The sequence below is a fragment of the Dickeya aquatica genome (genome assembly GCF_900095885.1).
GTDB lineage: Bacteria > Pseudomonadota > Gammaproteobacteria > Enterobacterales > Enterobacteriaceae > Dickeya > Dickeya aquatica.
Genome location: NZ_LT615367.1, coordinates 2,302,170 through 2,326,622, shown reverse-complemented (window position 1 = coordinate 2,326,622; position 24,453 = coordinate 2,302,170). Strand labels below are relative to the sequence as shown.

The 24,453-nt window shown below is 51.0% G+C and carries 22 protein-coding genes and 1 pseudogene; 12 read left to right on the top strand and 11 right to left on the bottom strand.

Translation table 11 applies throughout. The annotated features are described in order from the left end of the window. The first annotated feature begins 19 nt into the window (after window positions 1-19). Window positions 20-661 (top strand): bifunctional 4-hydroxy-2-oxoglutarate aldolase/2-dehydro-3-deoxy-phosphogluconate aldolase, encoded by a 642-nt coding sequence (locus tag DAQ1742_RS10420; protein ID WP_035342104.1) that lies wholly within the window; start codon window positions 20-22, stop codon window positions 659-661. Between the two features lie 167 nt (window positions 662-828). Here the strand turns inward: DAQ1742_RS10420 and DAQ1742_RS10415 are convergent, their stop codons facing one another. Beyond that, the gene (locus DAQ1742_RS10415) at window positions 829-1,125 is read right to left on the bottom strand and encodes a TM2 domain-containing protein (protein ID WP_035342101.1); all 297 of its coding nucleotides are present in this window, start codon (window positions 1,123-1,125) and stop codon (window positions 829-831) included. A 230-nt stretch (window positions 1,126-1,355) separates the two neighbouring features. Next, window positions 1,356-2,534 (bottom strand): formate-dependent phosphoribosylglycinamide formyltransferase, encoded by a 1,179-nt coding sequence (purT, locus tag DAQ1742_RS10410; protein WP_035342099.1) that lies wholly within the window; start codon window positions 2,532-2,534, stop codon window positions 1,356-1,358. 303 nt (window positions 2,535-2,837) lie between these two features. Between purT and DAQ1742_RS10405 the strand changes: the two genes are divergently transcribed. Further along, a complete protein-coding gene (locus DAQ1742_RS10405) occupies window positions 2,838-4,862 on the top strand; it encodes a S9 family peptidase (protein ID WP_035342097.1) in 2,025 nt (674 codons plus the stop codon). Between the two features lie 421 nt (window positions 4,863-5,283). Here the strand turns inward: DAQ1742_RS10405 and DAQ1742_RS10400 are convergent, their stop codons facing one another. Then, complete coding sequence (locus tag DAQ1742_RS10400; protein ID WP_035342095.1) at window positions 5,284-5,517, bottom strand: DNA polymerase III subunit theta; 234 nt, start codon at window positions 5,515-5,517, stop codon at window positions 5,284-5,286. Window positions 5,518-5,676: 159 nt separating this feature from the next. Here DAQ1742_RS10400 and copC point away from each other — a divergent pair, with 159 nt between their 5' ends. The 5 genes and pseudogenes from copC to DAQ1742_RS20875 all read left to right on the top strand — a co-directional run bounded on the left by copC (window position 5,677) and on the right by DAQ1742_RS20875 (window position 9,204). After that, window positions 5,677-6,066 (top strand): copper homeostasis periplasmic binding protein CopC, encoded by a 390-nt coding sequence (gene copC, locus DAQ1742_RS10395; protein WP_035342093.1) that lies wholly within the window; start codon window positions 5,677-5,679, stop codon window positions 6,064-6,066. Continuing rightward, the gene (gene copD, locus DAQ1742_RS10390) at window positions 6,067-6,948 is read left to right on the top strand and encodes a copper homeostasis membrane protein CopD (RefSeq protein ID WP_232046438.1); all 882 of its coding nucleotides are present in this window, start codon (window positions 6,067-6,069) and stop codon (window positions 6,946-6,948) included. A 206-nt stretch (window positions 6,949-7,154) separates the two neighbouring features. Further along, window positions 7,155-7,664 carry a non-heme ferritin gene (gene ftnA, locus DAQ1742_RS10385; RefSeq protein WP_035342091.1) on the top strand — a complete coding sequence of 170 codons (510 nt, stop codon included), beginning with the start codon at window positions 7,155-7,157 and terminating at the stop codon, window positions 7,662-7,664. A gap of 480 nt (window positions 7,665-8,144) precedes the next feature. Further along, entirely contained in the window at window positions 8,145-8,534 is a 390-nt protein-coding gene (locus DAQ1742_RS10380) for a DUF7940 domain-containing protein (protein ID WP_051124047.1), read from the top strand. Continuing rightward, window positions 8,531-9,204 (top strand): annotated as a pseudogene (locus tag DAQ1742_RS20875) (DNA/RNA non-specific endonuclease). Before DAQ1742_RS10380 ends, DAQ1742_RS20875 begins: the two are co-directional and overlap by 4 nt. 56 nt (window positions 9,205-9,260) lie before the next feature. On the opposite strand, the gene DAQ1742_RS10370 reads toward DAQ1742_RS20875, so the two are convergent. From DAQ1742_RS10370 to yeaG, 3 genes are all read right to left on the bottom strand, one after another. Next, window positions 9,261-9,671, bottom strand: a complete 411-nt coding sequence (locus DAQ1742_RS10370) for a hemerythrin domain-containing protein (protein ID WP_035342087.1) — start codon at window positions 9,669-9,671, stop codon at window positions 9,261-9,263. A gap of 249 nt (window positions 9,672-9,920) precedes the next feature. Next, window positions 9,921-11,198 (bottom strand): YeaH/YhbH family protein, encoded by a 1,278-nt coding sequence (locus tag DAQ1742_RS10365; protein ID WP_035346010.1) that lies wholly within the window; start codon window positions 11,196-11,198, stop codon window positions 9,921-9,923. 37 nt (window positions 11,199-11,235) lie between these two features. Then, window positions 11,236-13,170, bottom strand: coding sequence for a protein kinase YeaG (yeaG, locus tag DAQ1742_RS10360; protein WP_035342085.1), 1,935 nt, complete (start codon window positions 13,168-13,170; stop codon window positions 11,236-11,238). A 680-nt stretch (window positions 13,171-13,850) separates the two neighbouring features. Between yeaG and DAQ1742_RS10355 the strand changes: the two genes are divergently transcribed. Continuing rightward, on the top strand, window positions 13,851-14,702 hold the full coding sequence (locus DAQ1742_RS10355) for an aldo/keto reductase (RefSeq protein ID WP_035342083.1): 852 nt from the start codon (window positions 13,851-13,853) through the stop codon (window positions 14,700-14,702). Between the two features lie 82 nt (window positions 14,703-14,784). Here DAQ1742_RS10355 and DAQ1742_RS10350 read toward each other — a convergent pair whose 3' ends face one another. Further along, a complete protein-coding gene (locus DAQ1742_RS10350; RefSeq protein ID WP_035342081.1) occupies window positions 14,785-15,657 on the bottom strand; it encodes a D-hexose-6-phosphate mutarotase in 873 nt (290 codons plus the stop codon). Between the two features lie 90 nt (window positions 15,658-15,747). Beyond that, window positions 15,748-16,743, bottom strand: coding sequence for a glyceraldehyde-3-phosphate dehydrogenase (gene gapA, locus DAQ1742_RS10345; RefSeq protein WP_035342079.1), 996 nt, complete (start codon window positions 16,741-16,743; stop codon window positions 15,748-15,750). 346 nt (window positions 16,744-17,089) lie between these two features. On the opposite strand from gapA, the gene msrB reads away from it, so the two are divergent. Next, window positions 17,090-17,506 (top strand): peptide-methionine (R)-S-oxide reductase MsrB, encoded by a 417-nt coding sequence (msrB, locus tag DAQ1742_RS10340; RefSeq protein ID WP_035342076.1) that lies wholly within the window; start codon window positions 17,090-17,092, stop codon window positions 17,504-17,506. 64 nt (window positions 17,507-17,570) lie between these two features. Continuing rightward, a complete protein-coding gene (locus DAQ1742_RS10335; protein WP_035342073.1) occupies window positions 17,571-17,852 on the top strand; it encodes a YeaC family protein in 282 nt (93 codons plus the stop codon). A gap of 70 nt (window positions 17,853-17,922) precedes the next feature. On the opposite strand, the gene pncA is transcribed toward DAQ1742_RS10335, so the two are convergent. From pncA to sppA, 3 genes are all read right to left on the bottom strand, one after another. Further along, window positions 17,923-18,564: a bifunctional nicotinamidase/pyrazinamidase gene (gene pncA / locus DAQ1742_RS10330; protein ID WP_035342070.1), complete on the bottom strand. Its 642-nt coding sequence runs from the start codon at window positions 18,562-18,564 to the stop codon at window positions 17,923-17,925. Between the two features lie 69 nt (window positions 18,565-18,633). Beyond that, window positions 18,634-19,653: an asparaginase gene (gene ansA / locus DAQ1742_RS10325; protein WP_035342068.1), complete on the bottom strand. Its 1,020-nt coding sequence runs from the start codon at window positions 19,651-19,653 to the stop codon at window positions 18,634-18,636. 138 nt (window positions 19,654-19,791) lie between these two features. Beyond that, complete coding sequence (gene sppA, locus DAQ1742_RS10320; protein ID WP_180706098.1) at window positions 19,792-21,642, bottom strand: signal peptide peptidase SppA; 1,851 nt, start codon at window positions 21,640-21,642, stop codon at window positions 19,792-19,794. 243 nt (window positions 21,643-21,885) lie between these two features. Here sppA and DAQ1742_RS10315 point away from each other — a divergent pair, with 243 nt between their 5' ends. Continuing rightward, window positions 21,886-22,437, top strand: a complete 552-nt coding sequence (locus tag DAQ1742_RS10315) for an NAD(P)H nitroreductase (protein WP_035342064.1) — start codon at window positions 21,886-21,888, stop codon at window positions 22,435-22,437. A 76-nt stretch (window positions 22,438-22,513) separates the two neighbouring features. After that, the gene (locus DAQ1742_RS10310; protein ID WP_067486950.1) at window positions 22,514-24,430 is read left to right on the top strand and encodes a DNA topoisomerase III; all 1,917 of its coding nucleotides are present in this window, start codon (window positions 22,514-22,516) and stop codon (window positions 24,428-24,430) included. Window positions 24,431-24,453: the final 23 nt, after the last annotated feature.

The following is a 24,453-nucleotide window of genomic DNA, read 5'->3' as shown; positions in this document are numbered from 1 at the left end:
TGACTGGAGATTACCCTTAATGAAAAACTGGAAAACCAGTGCGGAACAGATTTTGACAACCGGTCCGGTTGTTCCTGTGATTGTGATTAACAAACTGGAACACGCGGTGCCGATGGCGAAAGCTCTGGTCGCAGGTGGGGTGCGGGTTCTGGAGTTAACACTGCGTACTGATTGCGCCGTGGAAGCGATTCGCCAGATAGCACAGGAAGTACCGGATGCTATCGTCGGCGCGGGTACAGTGACGAACCCTCAGCAACTGGCTGAAGTGACTGCGGCCGGTGCACAGTTTGCTATCAGCCCTGGCCTGACTGAGCCGTTACTGAAAGCGGCGAACGAAGGTTCTATTCCGTTAATTCCGGGTATTAGCACGGTATCTGAATTGATGCTGGGCATGGATTACGGTTTGCGTGAATTTAAATTCTTCCCGGCTGAAGCGAACGGCGGGGTGAAAGCGCTGCAAGCGATTGCCGGGCCGTTTGGCAAAATCCGTTTCTGCCCGACCGGTGGTATTACGCCGAATAACTACCGCGATTATCTGGCACTGAAAAGCGTGCTGTGTGTGGGTGGCTCCTGGCTGGTGCCCACTGATGCACTGGAAAGCGGTGATTATGATCGTATTACTGCACTGGCGCGTGAAGCGGTGGCAGGGGCAAAAGCCTGATACTGCCGCAACCTTGATGTAACGGGTATACCCACAGGCTCGCTTTGGCGGGCCTGTTTATTGCTGTTCCTGACATCTTGTGGGGATTGGTTTAGCAATAAAAAACGGCTTCTGTTTTTTGAAGCCGCTGAGAGATGTTGTGACAACGTTAATTTGTTTCGCGGTGATTAATTATATTTTCTGGCGAACTCTTCATCACTGTTGCACAGATAAATGATGAATTCGATAAACGCAATAACCGATGGAATAAACGTCCAGCAAAACAGTAAATAAAGAATGCCCTGACCCGGTTTACCCAAATAGAATTTATGCGCGCCAATCCCACCTAAAAAGAAAGCAAACAGCGCAGCAGAAATGCGGCTCTTTTCTCCTTTTACCGACTGCGTTGCACCACAGTGTGGGCAAGCCTTGGCGGTACTGTGCACTTCTTTACCACAACCCCGGCAGAAAACCATCCCAGACATCTACATCACTCCTAATAGTAGTCAATACAGACAAATATTAACGATATTTTATGATTTTCACTACTATTAAGCCTGCGGATAAGATGATTTTTTAACGATTTTAATTAAAAGAGGCATACTCTCCTTATTGTTGAGGATGGCGGTTGCAACCACTGTGCTAATTACTGATTCGGATAAAGCCAAAGTCCCCGACAGAATAAACCTGCCGGGGAATGGCATAATAATCGATGTTAACCGCTGACGTTCACCGCCGCCGCAACGGCTTTCGCCAGTCCAATCGCCGCTTCGGTATCTTGTGCCGTAGCCAGCGCCACGCCCATGCGCCGGCGTCCACAAATGTCAGGCTTACCAAACAAGCGAAGCTGAGTCTGTGGCTGTAGGGCCTGTTCCAGTCCGTGATAACGGACATCATCGCTGTTGAGCTCAGGCAGAATAACGGCTGAAGCCGAAGGGCCGTACTGGCAGATGCGGCCAATCGGCAGGCCGAGAAAAGCGCGAACATGCAGCGCAAACTCAGATAGGTCTTGAGAGATCAATGTCACCATGCCGGTATCGTGCGGGCGTGGTGAAACCTCGCTGAAGATAACCTCATCACCACAGACAAACAGCTCCACACCAAACAGGCCGAACCCGCCTAACGCTTTCACCACTTTTCCGGCAATCTCTTTTGCCCGCTGGAGCGCCAGAGTGCTCATCTGCTGTGGCTGCCAGGATTCGCGGTAATCGCCGTCTTCCTGGCGGTGACCAATCGGGTCGCAAAAATGTAAGCCATCGATGGCATGAATGGTCAACAGGGTGATTTCAAAATCAAACTTTACCAGCCCTTCAACAATGACCTTACCACCACCGGCCCTGCCACCTTCCTGAGCATAGCGCCAGGCTTTTTCCAGCTGTTCGGCCGCGCGAATCAGGCTTTGGCCTTTTCCAGAAGAGCTCATCACTGGTTTGACGATACAGGGGAAACCGAGTTCGTGAGCGGCGAGCTGAAATTCGGCTTCATTTGCCGCGAAGCGGTAGCGGGAAGTGGGGAGTGCCAGCGTTTCTGCCGCCAGCCGACGAATCCCTTCCCGGTTCATGGTTAAACGGGTGGCCTCGGCACAAGGCACGACCTGTTGGCCTTGCTGCTCTAAAGCGACCAGCATGTCCGTGGCGATCGCTTCGATTTCAGGCACGATAAAGTCTGGGCGCTCTTGCTCAACCAGGCTTTTTAGCGCATCGCCATCAAGCATATTGATAACGTGGCTGCGATGGGCTACCTGCATCGCCGGTGCATCGGCGTAGCGATCAACGGCGATCACTTCTATACCCAAACGCTGGCACTCAATCGCGACTTCTTTTCCCAATTCGCCAGAGCCGAGCAACATCACACGAGTGGCTCCGGCACGCAAAGCGGTTCCGATTGTTAACATAACCTGATACCTGATGGTGGTGTAAAAGACGGTTTTATAAACATGACGAAGCAATAAACAAACAGACCCGAAAGCCAGATAAACGGGGGACTGATAGCGCGGCAGTATAAACGAAAACGTTTGCGTTTGGCATCACTCTGCGTACTGATACGCAAAAGTGAGTGAAAATACGTGCAGATCTCGGTGCACGCTGGATTCTGCGAAAAATTCATGACAGGCTGCGCTGACTAGCCACCCTACGGTTTTTTGATTGCGTCTGGCCAGTAGGGGGAACGATGCTGTTGAATGGAAGGAGTTACCAGAATGAAAGCGCCACACGCCGAAAAACGGCCTCACCGCATGACGATGCACGGTGAAACCCGCATCGATAATTATTACTGGCTGCGGGATGATGACCGTAATGCCCCTGCGGTTCTTGACTGGCTGGCGCAGGAAAATCGTTACTGCGAGCAGGTTATGGCTCCGCATGAGGCGCTGCGTCAGACGTTGTATGACGAGATGGTGGCGCGAATTCCTGGCGAGGACGTGTCTGTACCTTATGTCAAACGAGGTTATCGCTATCAGAGCCGCTATGTTCCCGGTAAAGAGTATGCGATTTATCAACGTCAGCCAGAACATCAAACGCAAGAGTGGCAGGTATTACTTGATGCTAATCAGCGCTCACAAGGGAAGACATTTTATCATCTTGGGGCGCTTGGCATCAGCCCGGATAACCGTTTTATGAGTGTGGCCGAGGATGTGCTCTCACGTCGGCAATATGCGGTAACGTTTCTGGATTTAACCACCGATGAGTGGTTGCCTGACCGCCTGGAGAATGTCAGCGCCGACAGTGAGTGGGCCGCAGATTCACGCACACTGTATTATGTCCGCAAACATCCACAGACACTGCTGGCGTATCAGGTTTATCGCCATCGTTTAGGTGATGATCCACAGCAGGATGAACTGGTTTATGAAGAGCTGGATGATGCATTCTACCTGAGTCTGGATAAAACCACGTCAGAGCGCTATATCCTGATTTACCTTGACAGTACCACCAGCAGTGAGGTGCTGCTCCTCGATACTCACGACCCGGCGGCCAAACCGCAGGTTTTTCTGCCTCGCCGAGCCGACCATGAATATCAGGTAGACCATTTTCGCAATGCGTTCTACGTTCGTTCGAATCGGGCGGGTAAGACGTTTGGCTTTTATCAGGCCGCCGGCGATGATGAAAGCACCTGGCAAACACTGATTGCTCCGCGTCCTCATCATGTGTTTGAAGGGTTTGCACTGTTCGATGACTGGTATGTGGCAGAAGAACGTGAACAGGGGCTTACGCAACTTCGCTATGTTCACTGGAATAGCGGTATCTCACATCAGATAGCGTTTAATGACCCGACTTATGTCACCTGGCTGAGTTATAACCCAACGCCACACAGCACGGCGTTGCGTTACGGTTATTCTTCTATGACGACACCCACCACGCTGTATGAACTGGATATGGCAACCGGTGAACAAAAGGTGCTCAAGCAATCAGAAGTCAAAAATTTTGATGCCGGCAATTACTGTAGTGAACGGTTATGGGTAACGGTGCGGGATGGTGAGTCTGTTCCTGTTTCGCTGGTGTATCACAAAGCGAGCGAGCGCGGTAATAACCCCTTGCTGGTTTATGGCTATGGTGCTTATGGCAGCAGTATCGACCCCGAGTTTAGCAGCAGTCGCCTTAGCCTGTTGGATCGTGGTTTTGTTTATGCACTGGTGCACATTCGCGGTGGCGGTGAACTGGGTCAGACATGGCACGATCAAGGGAGACTGCGCAACAAAATGAACAGTTTTACTGACTTCATTGATGTGACGCAGGCGTTACTGACTCGCGGTTATGGCGACCCGAATAGGGTGTTTGCCATGGGCGGAAGTGCGGGTGGGCTTTTGATGGGCGCGGTAGTGAATATGGCTCCGTCACTCTTCAAAGGGGTTGTTGCTCAGGTTCCCTTTGTTGATGTGTTAACGACCATGCTGGATGAGTCTATTCCGCTCACAACAGGGGAATACGATGAGTGGGGGAACCCGAATGATGAGGCTGATTACCATGTTATTCGGCGTTATAGCCCCTATGATGGCGTGACGGCACAAGCGTACCCACACATGCTGGTGACGACTGGCCTACATGATTCTCAGGTGCAATATTGGGAGCCGGCAAAGTGGGTGGCAAAGTTGCGTGAGTTAAAAACGGACGAGAATTTGTTGCTATTGCATACCGATATGGGGGCCGGGCATGGGGGTAAATCCGGTCGGATGGCTCAATTTGATGACATTGCGCAGGAATTTACTTTTTTGATAAGCCTGCTCTGATCGCTCATTACCGGGTGGGCTGCCTGCGGTGTTTGAGCCTTTACGTCGTTGCATAGTGGTGAGGGAACCGTTTTTCGCGGGACAGGTCAGGGGGATATGCGATCACCGGGTGTCAGGAGGCAGAGGGTGATCGCCAGGTATGGATTATCCGCGATGTCTGATTACCGAGCCAAATCAGTAAATTTCAGCCTGAGGTTGCGCTTTTTTGGCTCGTTTTTCTGCCCGTTTTTGCGCCGCAGTTTTGAGCGGTTTTTTCCGGGCGTTTTTCTTGCTGTCCATTCCTTTACTCATTTCATTTGCCTCACTTGGTAAAAGGTAGGGTTGCCTGTTTATTAACCTCCTGTTCAGGCCGTGATGCAAGCGAAAAAAGTATTTTTATGGCAGTGATGCCAGCTCAGGACAAGGAACTCAGACAACAGGGTTATTTATTACCGCTTGGGTCATAAGGCAGGGTAGAGAACTGGTGGGAGATTTCCCGATAATAACGAACCCGCTCACGAAAATAGACACGTAAGTGCGCAGGCTGCTGCCGCTCAACTTCATCAGCGATGACGGGCATGTTATAACGCTCCCGAAAGGCGATACTGGATGCTGCCAGATCCACATTCACTTTTTCCATCTCGTCATAAGGCAGTTCGGCCAGATTGTATCCCATGATTACCTCCTGTTTATTGCGCGACAAAATTAAAACAGAAGTGCGCAATTGGCAAATATTGTTACCTTGTCTGACCTCGACAGGCGACGAGAAGGTTCGTATCCTCGTCGCGGGTTAACCGCTCGCCAATGGGCTATACGACAACACGAGGAATCACACATGCTGAATATCAGGCAGTTTATCACATCAAACATGCGTGTCTTGAAAACGCTGGGTTTAGTGGCCTGCATGGCTTTTTCACAGTCAGTGCTGGCTCATGCCCATCTGAAAAGTCAGACCCCGGCTGCTGATGCTACGGTGGCGGCGTCACTGAGCGCGTTATCATTAACGTTTACTGAAAATATCGAGCCTGCATTTAGTGGGGTGACATTGACGTTAAATGGCCAGACGATTTCAACGGGGAATGCGGTGCTGGATAATGGGCATAAAAATACACTGTTGATATCGCTTGATAAAACGCTTGTCAGCGGGAGTTACCAGGTGAACTGGCATGTGCTCTCTGTTGATGGGCATAAAACCACGGGAAGTTACCGTTTTAATGTCAAATAAATGATGGTGCTGGAGTCGGCATACATTCTGTTTCGGGGCGTACATTTTACCAGTGTGATGCTACTGACTGGCGCGAGCTGTTTTAGTGTGTGGCTGGCTCCTCTCGCTTATCGGCATGTGCTGGTTGCCCGTCTGCGCTTGCTGGTAGCGCTCTGTTGCCTGATGGCATTCATCAGTGCGATGGGGATCTTGTGTGTACAAGTCGGCCTGATGAGTGGGGACTGGCATCGCATTGCCGATACCGAAACATGGTGTGCGATGCTCAGTACCGGCTTTGGCCGGATTTGGCGCTGGCAGCCCGTGTTGGCCTTGATGAGCGGCTATGGTGCAGGCGTATTCCGGCGCAGTTATCCTCGTTGGGTGCTGTTTTGCGGTATGTTGCAACTACTGGCAATGTCATGGGTTGGCCATGCGGCGATGCAAGAAGGCTGGCCTGCATGGTTTCATGGCATCAATCAGATGTTCCATTTATGGGCCGTCGCTTTTTGGGTGGGGGGATTATCGGCCCTGACTACGGTATTAAGGGATGTGAATCAGTGTAAAAACCGTACATTGGCGATAGCAACCATGATGCGTTTTTCTCGCTATGGCCATGTGTCTGTCGCAATGGTTCTCGTGACGGGGGCTATAAATACGGTATTGATTCTCGGCTGGCCCGTCGCAGCAGTTGCATTCTATGGCGCATTACTCACTGTCAAAGTGCTGCTGGTGGCAGTCATGGTGCTATTGGCGCTGGTGAATCGTTATTGGGTTGTACCACGTTTTCGTAAGACGCATACCCGTGCGGCGCGCTATTTTTTGTACATCACGTATAGCGAATTGCTGTTAGCCGTGCTGGTTATTCTGTTCGTCAGTGTGTTTGCAACATTATCGCCGATTTAAAAACCATCGACCTGTAATGAAAATAATTATTAAAAACAGTTAATGGGTTAATTTCGCATAATGAAAAGCATTATCAAAAGCAAATGATAATGCTTTGGCTCTTTGTGATATTTAGCCTGCTTTGGTTAATTTTTTGTTTCGATTGTTGTGCATTAAAGGCATAATGTCGCTCATCATTCACCCGCCAGTAAGAATAGGGAACCGCTATGTTAAAAAAAGAAATGATTCAAAAGTTGAATGAGCAACTTAATCTGGAGTTTTATTCTGCCAATTTATACCTGCAAATGAGTGCCTGGTGTGGTGACAAAGGTTTTGAAGGTGCCTCTGCATTTCTGAAATCGCATTCACGGGAAGAGATGGAGCATATGCAGCGCCTGTTTGATTATCTCGATGATACTGGCAGTTTGCCTGTATTAGGTACAATTGCTGCACCACCGGTTGATTTTGACTCATTGCAAGATGTGTTCAAACTGACCTATGAACATGAGCAGTTGATTACGTCGAAAATTAATGAGCTGGCCCATGCAGCGATAACATTGCAGGATTACTCCACTTTTAATTTTCTACAGTGGTATGTAGCTGAACAACATGAAGAAGAAAAATTGTTCAAATCCATTCTTGATAAGCTGGGGATGGTAAGTGCTCAGGATGGTGGGCTGTTCTTCATCGATCAGGACTTGAAAAAAATGGCGTCTTCTGTCGCGCCTTCCGCCTGATAATCAGCAAACTGCGAGCAAAATTTCACGATCCATTGCTCATTGAAAACCACGTTATTTTGACGTGGTTTTCACGTCTTTTTAGTGTTGTTTTTAGTATGTTTAGGCTGGAATACATATAGAGCAAGCAGGTTTTTTATATTTTCTTCTTTTGCTATACCGTTACTTCTCGCAATAAGATGTCGCGTCTCAGTTTATTTATTTCCCACGCCTAATAAATCCATTTTTTAATTTAATGATGAAGTCGTCATGCTATTGATAATGCCTGATACGCATCCTGTACCTCTGATTGTAATACACGGCCAGCGCATTTTTTTACATTTTCTGATGACTGGTGAATGGTCATTGTCTGGTGAGTGATGACCCAACTGTAATGAGGTGGGGTGACTTGCCATTACACCGGATAATAACGGGCAATCAAGACGCAGAGCGGTGTTGTTACGTCTCGTGCAATCAATGGTCTGTTTATTTGGAGTCATCATGATGATGGAGTTATTGAGTATCGTAGTTTTTGTGCTGGTGAGTGTGCTGCTTGTGTTGTTGTGCCAGCGCTATACCTCGCTGGAGTTTGTCTCTCATGTCCGGCTGATTTTTAAAACCTGGTCTTTTTGGTTGTGCAATACCGCAGCCTCGCTGGGGGCGATTGCACTGGCTTTGCCGGATCAGGTATTACAACTTTGGTCTTCTTTACCGGCAGAGGTCAAAGCAATGCTGCCGCAAAATGTACTGAGTCAAGCCAGTGTTTATTTATTGGTGTTGGGGGTCATTAGTCAGTTTATTCGCCAGCAAAAATTGCTGCTCCCGGTTGTGAAGCCTGGCCTTGTGGGGCCAGAGAGCGGTACACCGCAAGAGGTGACAAAACCGTCATGAGACGTTCTTTATTCCTGCTGATCGTACTGGGATGGTGTTCTCTCGCCGGAGCCGCGCGATCGTTATGCCCTGGGAAATTCATGCACGATACACCACCGGAGGTAAAGTATGACGAAGAACTCTGTTTTACCGAGTTCGCGGTGCTCTACAGTCACCGTTACAAAGCACCGCTAATGTCGGCAGAACGATTAACGGCCGAAAAGGTACGCGCGGCAGAGCAACTCACGCGTCGAGACGCTTTTCATATTGAACCACAACTGCCTGCTGAGGCCCGCTCAATCCCGGATGATTATCAACATTCTGGCTACGATCAAGGGCACATGACCCCGGCAGGCAATATGCCGGACGAGCAGGCACAGTATGAGTCGTTCTCAATGTCGAATATGACCCCCAGTTGCCAGTGCTAAACCGTATTTCCTGGCGACGTATTGAGGCCTCGGTGCGTAAACAGGCGTTGCTGGAGGGTGAGGTATGGGTTGTGACTGGCGCTCTGTTTGGAGAGCAACAGATTGGTAGCGGTGTCTCAGTACCGTTATTGCTATATAAAGCCACCAGTGGAAAATCCGGTCAGTGGGTCTTTGTCGGTAACAACCAGACAGGGGAGGTGACCCTAATGTCGTTGCACGATTTCTCAACCCGTTACGATATTCTCCCTTTTGCCGGTCACTGAAGGCCGGAGGAAGTCTGTCATCAGGTATCCCCGGCGTTAACCGGGGCATCGGGTATTCAGGCGGTGGCGATACGGGGATAAAAATCGTGGTTTTCTCGCTGCATGCGTTCATAAACGCGGCGCAGAACGTGGTTGGCATCCTGACGAAAGGCATCATCATTGCCACATAAGCTGGCAGCCGTGTTCCAGCGTCGAGAGAAGGTGTTATATTCCGCCGCAATGTCTTCCATGTCTTGCTGATAGGCTTGTCCCATCATGGCCAGATCGGGATCGTGGTGCTGTTGTAGCGCAGGGTAGAGTACGCTGTCTTCAGCCGAAAGGTGCAATTTAATAATTGCACTCATCTCGACAATCAGGCGGGCAATATCCTGTGCGTGTAGCGTTACACCCGCTTTGCTGAGATAACGAAGCCGGTCAATGTGGTTGAGAATATCGGTGTGTTGATGTTTGAATTTATCCAGGTTCATGCTGGGTACTCCCTACAGTGGATATCATAAGATGCATTTTAAATGCATCTTATGATAAGTCAATCAATAATCACACGTCATACCGCGACTTACTGGCTGTGCAGTGGGTGATAAATAATCAGGAGCAACCGGGCATTGACGTCATCAGGACAGTGATGAGAGATAAGAGCGGGGAGGAGAAAAACAGCCAGCACAGGAGTCGCTGGCTGTTTGGCTCATCATGGGGCTTAACCGTCGGCTGTTTAACAGTTAACTATCGACAGTCTGTTTGTGAAAGATTTCGCGGAAAACTGGATAAATGTCATCCTGATCCCGAATATGTTGCATGGCAAAATTATCGAATTTCCCCTTCAATGCTTCATACTCTCGCCACAACGTCTGATGTGAACGGCGGGTGATTTCAATGTAGCTATAATAGCGGACAAACGGCAGTAACCGGGTTGCCAGCCACTCCCGGCACAGCGGTGAATCATCGGCCCAGTTGTCTCCATCTGAGGCTTGGGCGGCATAAATGTTCCATTGTGCCGGGTTATAGCGGGCTTTAACCACTTCCTCCATTAATTTCAGGGCGCTGGAGACAATCGTGCCGCCGGTTTCCTGAGAGTAGAAGAATTCCTGCTCATCCACTTCCTTGGCCTGTGTATGGTGGCGGATGTAGACCACCTCGACATTCTTGTATGTCCGGCTCAGGAACAGGTACAACAGAATATAAAAACGCTTGGCAATATCTTTTGTGGCTTGATCCATTGAGCCGGAGACATCCATCAGGCAGAACATCACCGCCTGGCTTGAAGGCTCAGGCCGACGCTCGTAATTTTTGTAGCGCAGGTCGAAGGTGTCAATGAACGGTACCCGAGCAATACGCTGGCGTAGCTCGTTGATTTCCTTACGTAACTTTTCCTCTTCCAGCAACTGCACCGGTTCGGTATTTTCCAGTAATGCCAGTTCCTCCTCGCGCTGATGGAGTTCGCGTCGTTTACCCGCTGTCATCGCCATACGGCGAGCCAGCGAGTTTTGCAATGAACGCACCACACTAATATTGGCCGGGACACCATTTGAGGTGAACCCGGCACGGTGGGTTTTGTATTCATTCAATTGCCGGTGTTCGGTTTTTTTCAGGTTAGGTAGCGCCAGGTCTTCGAACAGTAAATCCAGATATTCATCTTTTGAAATCTGAAAAACGAAGTCATCCTGACCTTCGCCATCCTGACCGGCATCCCCCTGGCCTGAACCGCCACCGCCGCCGCCCCCTTGCGGCCGTTCTATCTTGTCATTTTGCACAAAATGATCGTTACCGGGGTGAACGCGGTGGCGAACGCCACCACGCCCTTGATGGAACATCGGTTCACTGATGTCTGTATTGGGGATCGAGATAGACTCCCCGTTATCGACATCTGTTACTGAACGCTTATTGATGGCCCCGGCAATAGACTGTTTTATCTGCGATTTGTAACGGCGTAAAAAGCGCTGGCGGTTAACCGCGCTTTTATTTTTTCCGTTCAAACGCCGATCAATAAAATAGGCCATGTTTCCCCCAAACGACATTGTCTGTCGATGCGTGGCATCAAGACGACTTCCTTACACGCAGGTACCATTCGCATAACAAACGTACCTGCTTGCGGGTGTAGCCTTTCTCCATCATCCGATCGACAAAATCATCGTGTTTTTTCTGCTCTTCCGTTGACGTTTTGGTGTTAAACGAAATCACCGGCAGTAATTCTTCCGTGTTGGAGAACATTTTCTTCTCAATGACCGTGCGCAACTTCTCGTAACTAGTCCAGTTCGGGTTGCGGCCATTGTTGTTGGCCCGGGCGCGCAGGACGAAATTGACGATTTCGTTACGGAAATCTTTCGGATTGCTGATGCCTGCCGGTTTCTCAATTTTCTCCAGTTCCGCATTCAGTGATTCACGATCAAACAGCTGTCCGGTGTCTGGGTCACGGTATTCCTGATCCTGAATCCAGAAGTCGGCGTAGGTCACATAGCGGTCAAAAATGTTCTGGCCATACTCTGAATAGGATTCAAGGTAAGCGGTCTGGATCTCTTTACCGATGAATTCAGCGTATTTCGGGATCAAATACCCTTTCAGGTGTTCCAGATACTTCTCTGACACATCTTGCGGGAACTGCTCACGTTCGATTTGCTGCTCCAGTACATAGAACAGGTGTACCGGGTTGGCGGCGACTTCGCTGTGGTCAAAATTGAATACCCGCGAGAGGATCTTAAAGGCAAAACGTGTGGAGAGGCCTTTCATGCCTTCGTCAACACCCGAGTAGTCACGGTACTCCTGGTAAGATTTGGCTTTGGGATCGGTATCTTTCAGGCTTTCACCATCATAGACCCGCATTTTTGAGTAAATGCTGGAGTTCTCCGGGTCTTTCAGGCGAGACAGTATCGAGAAGCGCGCCAGCGTTTCCAGCGTACCTGGGGCGCAAGGAGCATGGCTCAATTCACTATTTTTGAGCAGCTTGTCGTAGATTTTGACCTCTTCCGAGACGCGCAGGCAATAGGGCACTTTGACGATGTAAACACGGTCAAGGAAGGCCTCATTGTTTTTATTGTTGCGAAATTGCACCCATTCTGATTCGTTGGAGTGCGCCAGAATAATGCCATTAAACGGCAGGGCTGCAATGCCTTCGGTACCGTTATAGTTACCTTCCTGTGTCGCTGTCAGCAAGGGGTGCAGCACCTTGATTGGTGCCTTGAACATTTCCACAAATTCCATCACGCCCTGGTTGGCACGGCACAGCGCGCCGGAGTAACCGTAGGCATCCGGGTCATTTTGTGCAAAGTGTTCTAGCTTGCGAATATCGACTTTACCGACCAGTGCAGAAATATCCTGATTATTCTCATCACCAGGTTCGGTTTTGGCGATAGCCAACTGCGCCAGAATGGACGGCCAGACTTTGACAACGCGGAATTTGGTGATATCACCGCCAAATTCCTGCAAACGTTTGGCAGCCCAAGGGGACATGATGGTGCCCAGATAGCGGCGAGGGATGTTGTATTCTTTTTCCAGAATGCTGGCGTCTTCCTGTGGGTTAAACAGGCTCAACGGGTGGTCATTGACCGGGCTGCGTTCGCCATTGGCACTTAATACATAAATGGGTACCCGCTGCATCAGCGCTTTGAGCCGTTCTGCCAATGAGGATTTCCCGCCGCCGACCGGGCCTAACAAATAGAGGATCTGTTTCTTCTCTTCAAGCCCCTGCGCGGCATGTTTGAGGTACGAGACTATCTGCTCTATAGCCTCTTCCATACCATAAAACTCTTCGAATGCAGGGTAGCGAGCGATTACCCGGTTGGAAAACAAACGAGACAGACGCGGTTCCTGAGCGGTGTCTACCATGACAGGCTCACCGATGGCCATTAGCAATCTTTCTGCGGCATTCACGTACGCGCTGCGGTCTTGCTGGCAGATAGTAAGGAATTCCTGTAGAGAGAATTCTTCGTCCTTGGCAGCGTCGTAACGCTGACGGTAATGATCAAATATGTTCATAGCGTTGCCCGTCCTTCGTCGATTAACACAGAGTAAGAGAGCGAATGGTATGCATAATGCCTGTGTAATGGGTGGCTCTCTCGGAAGAGGATCTCTTTGACTGAATACAGCAACCCTTATGCCAACTTCATGGTATCTGGGGCAGGGCGGGCAAACCGCACCTGAGCATGTTCAGTTGAAATCCACATCCTTGTTTAAAGCGTAGTTTGCATCCATAAAATTTCCTCTATTCTTGGCTCGTAATTTTAAGATATTTCAATGACTCACTTCGGCGACAACCGGCAAAATGCCCTGCCAGCCCGTGTCAGACGCGGTGTGTCAGTGGGCAGATTAAAGCGTTATAACTTATGTTTCTTTTGCAGTAATGTGATGCAGCGCGGGGTAAAAAGGTGGCATTACCTGCTGTACATTGCTTTGCGGCTGTGACGATATAACAACGCTCTCCGATAGCGTATTTAGCCGATAGTAACGTGGGAACCATCAACGCTCTGGTTAACGTAATGGCATTTCACACCGTGGCTGAGTGGTGTGACATCAGGGCAACGCATGAAGCCGTTGATTTATCACCGCCTATGCACTGCATTTGTCGATATGCCGCATGAAAAAAGTGCAGCCTTGGTGTGTTTGCCCATAAACAGTGCGATAGCTGTTCGTTACACCAGGCAAAGCAGGAGGTGATAATGAGAAAACAGGTGATGTTTACGCATGGCACAACCGTTGCGGCGATAGGCCAGGGAACCTGGTTTATGGGAGAGCATGCTCAACAATGGCGCAATGAGGTGAGGGCATTACAGGCGGGGATTGATCTTGGTATGACGCTGATCGATACCGCTGAAATGTATGCAGATGGCAGGGCAGAGCAGGTTGTTGGTGAGGCGATACGAGGCCGTCGGGAGCGGGTTTATCTGGTATCAAAAGTCTATCCGCATAATGCAGGCGGGGCGCGGGCGATAGCCGCCTGTGAAGGCAGCCTGAAGCGGTTGCAGACCGAACGCATCGATTTATATCTGCTGCACTGGCGCGGCGGTATACCGTTACCAGACACCATTTCAGCGATGGAAACACTCTGCCAGTCAGGGAAAATAGGCCACTGGGGGGTGTCTAATCTGGATATGGCGGATATGGCAGAGCTTTGGGGCTACAGGGGCGCAGAGCAGTGCCAGACCAATCAGGTGTTGTATCATTTAGGGTCAAGAGGGATTGAATACGATCTGCTGCCCTGGTGCCAACAGCGTCATATGCCTGTGATGGCGTATTGCCCGCTGGCTCAGGCCGGACAGCTGAGTCATGACTTAATGAATCACCCGAGTGTCATTGACATCGCCCGGCAACGTGGCCTGATGCCCGCACAGGTGCTGCTGGCATGGGTCATCCGTCAGTCAGGTGTCATTGCCATTCCTAAAGCGAGCTCACTGGCACACGTAGAGCAGAATGCGGCCGCCTTGAGTGTGACGTTGTCACAAGAAGAGATAGCCTGCCTGGACAGGGCATACCCTGCACCACGCAGTAAACAACCACTGGATGTGGTGTAACATGTAACATATTGTGCTGATGGCGGCATGTGTTCGGTGGCATGATGCCGGGTAAGCCGTCATCATGCCACCGGTCAACGCATTACTTGCGCAGGCGAATGACGGTAGATAACCGAGCCGGTGCATGGGTGGTCGCCACAAACGGCTGGCTGACATGTGCGGTTTCGACGCAGACAAACGTTTTGTAGCCATCGTCAGTGATATCGCTGATGGTGCGCGACAGCTCAGCTCCTGGATTCCAGGCGACGACATCGCTGTTATGGCTGTGACGCACTTCAATAGTGCGTTGCAGCGCCGGGTCTTCGATTACGCTGAGGGATAACGGCTGCGTATAAATACGGTCAGTGCGATCGGCGAATGTCAGGTCGCCTTGCTGCGTGCTGACTTTGCCATCATTCACTTTATCGATAAAGTGCTCGCCCAACCCACTGATACGAATTTGGTTGATATCACCAATTTCGAAATAGGTATGCAGCGCGCTGGTGATGCTGTAATCGCCGTGGCATTCCAATTCCATCTGACACTCTTGCGCGCTCAAATGAAAACGGGCCAGCACGGTAAACGCGTTTGGCCAACTGGCGCGGGTTTGCTCGTTATCCCGCAGTGTAAAGGTCAGTGTGATGCCCTGAGCCTGCTCACTGTGGGAGGTGAATTCCCACGCCATCAGGCGTCCAAAACCGTGATTAGGCTGAGCTGCCGGGCCGAACCACGGGAAACAGATGGGCACACCACCGCGAATGGCCACGCCGGTTTCGAAAGGCGTATTGTCACTCAGCCACAGTACCGGTTTTTCCCCTGTCGGCTGCCAGCTCAACAGATGAGCACCTTGCAGTGCAACAGCGGCACGAACCTGGGGGTGATCGACAACAATAATCGGCAGTTGATCTAGCTGGCGCTGGCTCAGGTAAGGGGTGATTGCGTTATCGATGGGAAGCGAATAAATGTTCTCGTTCATGGTGTGATAGTTGCCTTGAGAATCTTCGTTAATACAACCAATAAAAAAGGGCGACCACGTCGCCCTTTCATCTGTCAGCTCATCGCCACATTATTTAGAGATGTGGGCGATCAGATCCAGCACCTTGTTAGAGTAGCCAGTTTCGTTGTCATACCAGGAAACCAGTTTCACGAAGGTGTCGCTCAGTGCGATACCGGCTTTGGCATCAAACACAGAAGTCAGTTTTTCGCCGTTGAAATCGGTGGAAACCACGTCATCTTCGGTGTAGCCCAGCACGCCTTTCAGCTCGCCTTCAGATGCTGCTTTAATGGCTTCACAGATTTCTTTGTAAGTTGCCGGTTTTTCCAGACGTGCAGTCAGGTCAACGACGGAGACGTTCGGAGTCGGAACGCGGAACGCCATACCAGTCAGTTTACCGTTCAGAGCCGGGATAACTTTACCTACAGCTTTAGCTGCACCAGTAGAGGACGGGATGATGTTCTGAGCTGCGCCACGACCGCCGCGCCAGTCTTTGTGAGACGGGCCGTCAACAGTTTTCTGAGTCGCGGTGGTTGCATGAACAGTGGTCATCAGCGCTTCAACGATACCGAATTTGTCGTTGATAACTTTAGCCAGCGGAGCCAGACAGTTGGTAGTACAAGAAGCGTTAGAAACGATTTCCTGACCCGCGTAAGAGGCGTGGTTAACACCCATAACGAACATCGGAGTATCGTCTTTGGACGGGCCAGTCAGAACCACTTTCTTGGCACCAGCCTGAATGTGTTTACGAGCGGTTTCGTCGGTCAGGAAGATGCCGGTTGCTTCAGCAACAACATCAACACCCACGTCATTCCACTTCAGGTTAGCCGGATCTCTCTCAGCAGTAACACGGATGGTTTTACCATTGACAACCAGATGACCGTCTTTCACTTCAACGGTGCCGTTGAAACGACCATGGGTAGAGTCATACTTCAGCATGTATGCCATGTAATCCGCATCCAGCAAATCGTTGATGGCAACGATTTCGATGTCAGAACGTTCCTGTGCAGCGCGGAAAACAATACGGCCAATACGGCCAAACCCGTTGATACCTACTTTGATAGTCATATATTCCACCAGCTATTGGTTTGTGAATAAAAGGTTGGTTGTAAAATTACAAAAACCTTACTGAGCGTCAAGCGGAATCGTGTCAATCATTGCGGTAAGTCAAAACTCCGAACAACAGTTGCGCGATAAACCACTATCAGCCTCATTAAAGAGCCTGACTTAATGATAGGGGGAGGCACTGGCCGGGAAACACCTGTCCGCGACGTAATTGTGATGGTGATCACAATTAAAAATGCCTTCTCTGCACGGGGCCAAGTGTAGGCCAAAATAGGCTGTGGCGGTGTTAACTTTTTGTTAGAATTATGCTTCATCACTCTGGCGAAAATTATGTTTTAGTGAGCATCGGATGACCAACAGTACGCCTTTTAAACCAAACCTGGACGAATTAACCGAGTTACAGCGCTATGTGACACAACAGCGTGGAACGGAAAGCCCTTACACCGGCCGACTACTGCACAACCGTCGTACCGGGGTTTATCACTGTCTGTGTTGCCAGCAGCCGCTATTTTATTCAGATAATAAGTATGATTCAGGCTGTGGTTGGCCCAGTTTTGACCGCCCGGTTTCTGAGGAAGCGATCCGCTATCTGGATGATGATTCTCATCATATGCATCGGGTTGAGATCCGCTGCGGGCACTGTGATGCGCATTTGGGGCATGTGTTTCCCGACGGCCCGCAAGACACCACGGGTGAGCGCTATTGTGTCAATTCCGCGTCGCTGCGTTTTGTCGATGAACAGGACGGCCAGCATATTGATGGTTAATCTCGCTAATTGGATAAATTGACTTGAATCGTTTCAGCTAAAATCTGACTTCAGGCAGGAAAATATGGAACTGAATGATGTGATAAACAGCATGACACCAGAAATTTATCAGCGCCTGACAACGGCGGTTGAGCTCGGGAAATGGCCTGATGGGGTGGCACTGACAACACAGCAGAAAGAAAACGCGTTGCAGATGGTGATGTTATGGCAGGCTCGTCATAACCAGGAGGCAGACCACATGACCATCAATACGCATGGTGAGATTGAAATGAAGAGCAAACAAGAGCTTAAACAACGTTTTGCCAATGACAATCTCAACATTACGATACTGAAACCACAAAACTAAGGTAACCGCGGTTGACATCCGTATTCATCGGGTTGACTAAACGGCGTTGCATTGGTGCATCAATGCGTGCTTAGTGGCGTAAAGAGGCAATAAAGCTTGGCAGGGTAGTGAGCGTTGCCCCGTGCTTGACCATCACATCAAGCGCCTGCTGGCTATCTCTGGGGCGCAGATTGACGCCCCGGCAGCCGTCAACCAGAATCTCGGTCTGGTATTCAAGTTCCAGTGCATCAAGCACGGTAAACTTGACGCAATAATCGGTCGCCAGCCCCATGATACTCAGCCGGGTGATGTTTCTGGCGCGGAGCCAGTCATGTAGTGCTGTGCATGTGCGGTGGTCGTTGTCAAAAAAGGCGCTATAGCTGTCAATATCGTCATAGGTGCCTTTGTGGATAACCGATACGATTGCGTTCCGATCCAGTTCCGGGTGTAAGTCGGCTCCAGGGCTGTTTTGTACACAGTGCACCGGCCACCATACCTGCGGCAGCCCTTCCAGTTCACCCACCTCACCAACCCTGGTGCCTGAATTGATGGCAAAACTACGGTGGCTGGCGGGGTGCCAGTCCTGAATGGCAATGACGGGCACTCCCGCCTGCTGGCAGGCATACATTGCCTGATTGGCTACCGCTACCACCTCATCTCCCCCGGATACTGCCAGGGCACCGCCCGAGCAGAAATCATTTTGAATATCCACCAGCAATAGTGCTCTGTTCATGATGTGCTCTTCTTGATGACGGGTGATGAGGCGCTATGGTTGAAATAATAGGCGATAGCCGCAAAACGATCAGTCCTTATCGCTCAGTTCACCACGCAGATTTTGTTGCATCAGTTGGCGAATTTTCTCCGGCGAGAGATCGTTTCTGCTTAACAGATAATGCAGTTTCGTGAGTGCTGCTTCAACCGTCATATCATATCCGCTGATGACACCGGCTTGCGCCAATGCATTACCGGTCGCGTAACCCTCCATATTGACTCGCCCGGAGATACACTGCGTCAGATTGACGACCACAATGCCACGCGCCGAGGCATGCCGTAACTCTTCAAGTAAGCCGGAACTTTGCGGTGCGTTTCCTACACCATAAGAGCGTAAAATCAAAGCCTTTACCGGCTGGCGCAGGAAGTTACTCACGACATCTGCGGAGATGCCGGGATAAATAGTGACCACGCCGATAGGCTGAGGCGTAATCGGATGCACGATCAACGTATTATCTGTCGTCGTCGGTGAAGCGGGCGTCAGACGGCGAATATGGATCCCGGCCTCGAGCAGCGGCGGATAATTGGGAGAGGCAAACGCATCAAAGCCGTCTGCATGCGCTTTGGTGGTGCGGTTTCCGCGCAGCAGCTTGTTATTAAAGAACAGGCTGACCTCATTGACCGGGTGATTCGCCGCGACATAGAGCGCGTTGAGCAAATTGGTTTGCCCGTCAGAGCGCAATTCTGCCAGTGGAATTTGTGACCCTGTCACAATAACCGGTTTGGACAAGTTCTCCAGCATAAAAGAGAGCGCCGAGGCGGTAAAAGCCATCGTATCGGTACCATGCAGGATAACAAAGCCGTCGTATTGGTCGTAGTGTTGCTGAATGTCGTTAGCAATCGATTGCCAGTCTGACGGTGTCATATCCGAAGAGTCAATTAACGGGGTGTACTCATGGATAGTAAACGCAGGCATTTCCTGACGATGAAATTCCGGCATTTGCGCCAGTTGCTGTTGCAGATGGCCTGAAACCGGAATATAGCCGTGTTCGGAGCGTTGCATACCGATGGTACCGCCGGTATAAGCGACATAAATGGATTTCTTGTGCATGGATAGTTGTGCTGTGCTCTGTTGGTTGGGGCAATCCGCTGATGTTATGAAACACCGTCGACATGGTTAAGCTAAATTATAAGAAGGTTTACCGACTAAAAACAGCCCGGCTTTCACCGGGCTGAGGTGCGGGTGTGATTAGCGCACCAGCGTGCAGTTAAGGCAGAGTGCGTAGCGATTTTGAGGATCGTTTAATGCATCCAGCACCGATGTTTGCGCGTGTACTGTTTGTGCCAGTTGCGCGACCGGTGCAGGTAACATCGCCTGTAATGCGCCAGGCAGCATGGCGTAAACTGAGCTTCTGACCTGACTGAACATGACGTCAAACAGATCTTGCTGCTCGCTAAACCAGCTCAACTGGTAATGATCCAGTTTGGCAAGTTCTGATGCTTTTTTCACGGCGTCATCAAAATCGCCTAGCTGGTCTACCAGTCCGTTCGCTTTGGCATCACTGCCAATCCAGACATGGCCTTGCGCAATTTCATCAATCTCCTGGGGGGTTTTCTTGCGCGCCTGAGCGACCAGTGACACGAAATTTTGGTAACCGCGCTCAATGCTCAGTTGCATCATTTGACTGATTTGTGGTGATAACGCTTTGGTTTGTGACAACTCAGCCAACGGTGACGTCGAGACACCATCAGTATGCACACCAACGCTATCAAGCGTATTTTCAAAGGTGGTGATCACACCAAAAATACCAATTGAGCCTGTCAGCGTGCTGGGGCTTGCGATAATGGTGTTGGCGGGTGTTGAAATCCAGTAACCTCCGGATGCCGCCATTGCCCCCATCGACACGACGACCGGTTTTCCCGCTTCTCGTGCTGCCATGAGCTCTGCGCGGATTCGCTCGGATGCGGTTACGCTGCCGCCGGGGCTATTGACACGCACAATGATCGCTTTCACTTTGGGATCCAGACGGGCATCACGGATTTGTGCCGCGGTGGTATCGCCACCGACATATCCCGGTGTCTCATTGCCATCAACGATGGTTCCGCTGGCGAAGACTACAGCGATTTCATTTTCGTCCGTTACCGGGGCGGAAGGTGTGTAGTGGTAGATACTGGTGAAATTGAAGTGCTTGTTTTTTGCATCCCAGCCAAACGTTTTGCTCAGGGTTTGCTCAATAACCGTGCGGGAAGCTACCTCATCAACCAGCTTATTTTCCAGCGCATAACGGGCGGTATCACCGTCAAGCTGGCGTAGGTTGCTGAGAAGGGTGTCTGCTCCGGGGAAAAGCTGCTGAGGCGTTATCTGGCGATTGGCTGCAACCGTATCGAGATAGTGCTGCCATAATGAGGAGAGCCAGCGGTTGTCAGCCTCACGAGCCGCAGAAGACATATCATCACGGATGAAGGGTTCGACAGCGGACTTATAAGTACCCACGCGGAAGATATGTGTTGAGATGTTCAGGTTATCCAGCAATGTCTTGTAGTAGAGGTTGCTGGTGGCAATACCGTGCAGGTCAACCGTACCCTGAGACGTCAGGTAGATTTTATTGGCAAAGCTGGCCAGATAATATTGCGACTGGGTAAAGTTATCACCAAGCGCAAAAATGGGTTTGCCTGCATCGCGGAATTCACGCAGCGCTTTGCCCAGATATTGCAGCGAAGGCTGGTCCGCACCGACAAAATCCGACAAGTCCATCACCATTCCGGTGATATTGCTGTCATCTTTCGCCTGACGAATGCTGTCAACAATATCAAACAGGGCGTTCTCTTGATGCTTGCTGGCGGAGACACCGAAAAATTCACGGCCAAACTGACGCAATTTATTATTGACGGAGGGTTTGTCTACCACAACCCCCGTCAAGTCGAGCATCAGTGCGCCTTTGGCGGGTTCAGCCGACGAGGGTTTGAACTGGCTGTACATGCCGACACCCACAAGGAGCAGCAACACCAGAAACAGATTGAGGATAAATTCGCGGATAAAATTCAGCAGACGCCATGTCATCCTGAATAACCCACTGAAAGCTCGCCACATTGTGCGCATGTCCACTCCATCAACAGAAAAACGGTTTTTAAACTGTGCGAGTTACACCTCTGACTTGTGATTGCAAACGTCGTGTAAATCACAGCGGTATCCTAATGAGCGCAGCCACAAATGTCAGCTATTTATCTTGCCAGACAGTGGCCTGCTTGAAGGCAACTTGTAACAAATCTTCTACCTGTGCTACCGTTGCGCGCGATCGTCCCGCCTTTATCGACAACAGATTTTCATGACAGGAGAGATGTGATGGATGCTCTGGAATTGCTCTTAAATCGTCGTTCTGCGTCCCGTCTGGCGGCTCCGGCTCCGGCGGGTGATGTGCTGGAAAATATTTTACGTGCGGGTTTGCGGGCCCCTGACCATGGCGCGTTACAGCCGTGGCGTTTCTCCATTATTCAGGATGAGGGGCTGGCGCGTTTTAGTGACCTGCTGGTTAAGGCGTCCTTGCACGACAAACTGGATGACGCGGCGCAGGAAAAAGCGCGTCAGGCACCGTTTCGTGCACCGATGATTATCACGGTTATCGCGCACTGCGAAGACAATCCGAAAGTGCCGCATTGGGAGCAGGTGGTCTCGGCGGGGTGCGCGGTGCAGGCCATGCAGATGGCCGCACTGGCGCAGGGTTTCAATGGCATCTGGCGTAGCGGTGCCTGGACGCATCACCCGCTGGTGCGAGAGGCTTTTGGTTGTCGTGAACGCGATGAAATTGTTGGCTTTCTTTACCTCGGTACACCTCAGCTTAAAGCGTCTGCCGCTGTTACGGCGGTGGATAGCGCAAAATTTGTCAGCTATTTCTAATCTCTGTTTTTATGTGCATCAGGCCGCTCCCTCTGGCAGGGAGGCGGCCTGTTCTGCCTTTGCCTTGCGGTGAAATATGCGATTGTTTATTGCGGAAAAGCCCAGTCTGGCACGCGCCATTGCCGATGTGTTACCGAAACCCCATCAGCGCCATGACGGATTCATCCGTTGTGGCGAACGGGATGTGGTGACGTGGTGTGTCGGCCATTTGCTGGAGCAGGCACAGCCGGATGCCTATGACGCCCGTTATGCGCGCTGGTCGCTGGCGGATTTACCCATCGTGCCGCAGGAGTGGCGTTTACAGCCACGCGCGCAAGTCAGTAAACAGCTCTCGGTCATCAAAACATTACTGGCGAAGGCCGATGAGGTTATTCACGCCGGAGACCCAGACAGAGAAGGGCAGCTGTTGGTTGATGAGGTGCTGAAATATCTGGCGCTGCCGGAAACCAAACGCCAGCAGGCGCGTCGCTGCCTGGTCAATGACCTCAATCCGCAGGCGGTGGAGCGAGCCATCACCCGGCTGCGGGAGAACCGAGAATTCATCCCGCTCAGTGTGTCAGCACTCGCCCGTTCACGCGCCGATTGGTTATACGGTATCAACATGACCCGTGCCTATACCCTGCTTGGGCAACAGGCGGGTTACCAGGGTGTGCTGTCTGTGGGGCGGGTACAGACGCCGGTATTGGGGCTGGTGGTACGCCGCGATGAAGAGATAGCGCACTTTATCCCCCGAGATTATTTCGAAGTGAAGGCGCATGTCCTCACCCCGGCGGGTGAGCGTTTTACCGCGTTGTGGCAACCCAGCGAGTCCTGTGAACCTTATCAGGATGAAGAGGGGCGTTTGCTGCATCGGCCGCTGGCCGAGCATGTGGTTAAACGTATTGAAGGGCAACCGGCCACGGTCACGGCCTATAGCGATAAGCGCGAGTCCGATGTGGCACCGTTGCCGTACTCACTGTCGGTCTTGCAGATTGAAGCGGCCAGACGTTTTGCGCTCAGCGCCCAGCAGGTGCTGGATATCTGTCAGCGACTGTATGAAACCCACAAACTGATAACCTATCCACGATCTGACTGCCGTTACCTGCCAGAGGAGCATTTTGCCGGGCGTCAGGCAGTGCTGGATGCGATAGCCGTGCATCAACCCGGTCTGTTGCCGCAACCGGCGGTTGATTCATCAAGACGTCATCGTTGTTGGGATGACAGCAAAGTTGATGCCCACCACGCAATTATCCCGACAGCTCGCAGTACCCGCACCGTACTCAGTGAGTCAGAAAGCCAGATCTACGGGTTGATTGCCCGGCAGTACCTGATGCAATTTTGCGCCGATGCCGTGTTTCGCAAATGTGTTATCGAGCTGGAGATAGCCGGGGGAAAATTTGTCGCCAGGGCCCGGTTTTTGGCGGAGGCAGGGTGGCGGGCTTTACTCGGTAGCAAGGAGCGCGACGAAGAGAATGAAGGGACGCCATTGCCGGTGGTGGCAAAAAGTGAGGTGTTATTGTGTGAGCGGGGTGAGGTGGTGGCTCGCCAGACTCAGCCGCCCCGGCCGTTTACCGATGCGACACTGCTTTCAGCCATGACCGGTATTGCGCGCTTTGTACAGGATAAAGCGCTGAAGAAAATCCTGCGTGATACCGATGGTCTGGGGACGGAGGCGACGCGCGCGGGTATTATTGAATTGTTGTTTAAACGCGCGTTTTTAGCGAAAAAAGGGCGCTATATTCATGCGACAGAAACCGGTAAAGCGTTGATTCACGCATTACCGCCGATGGCTACCCAGCCAGACATGACGGCGCACTGGGAAGCCACGCTGACACAGATAAGCGAAAAACGGTGTCGTTATCAGGATTTCATGCAACCGTTGACGCAATCATTATATGAGCTGATTCATCAGGCCCGGACCGGTGGTAATATCCATGCTTTTCGCGGGCTGCCACCGGCAAAACCGGCCGGGCGCAAGCGTCGCACCGCGCGTTCAGCCACCAAAAAGGAGTAAGACAGATGAAAGCATTGGGCAGT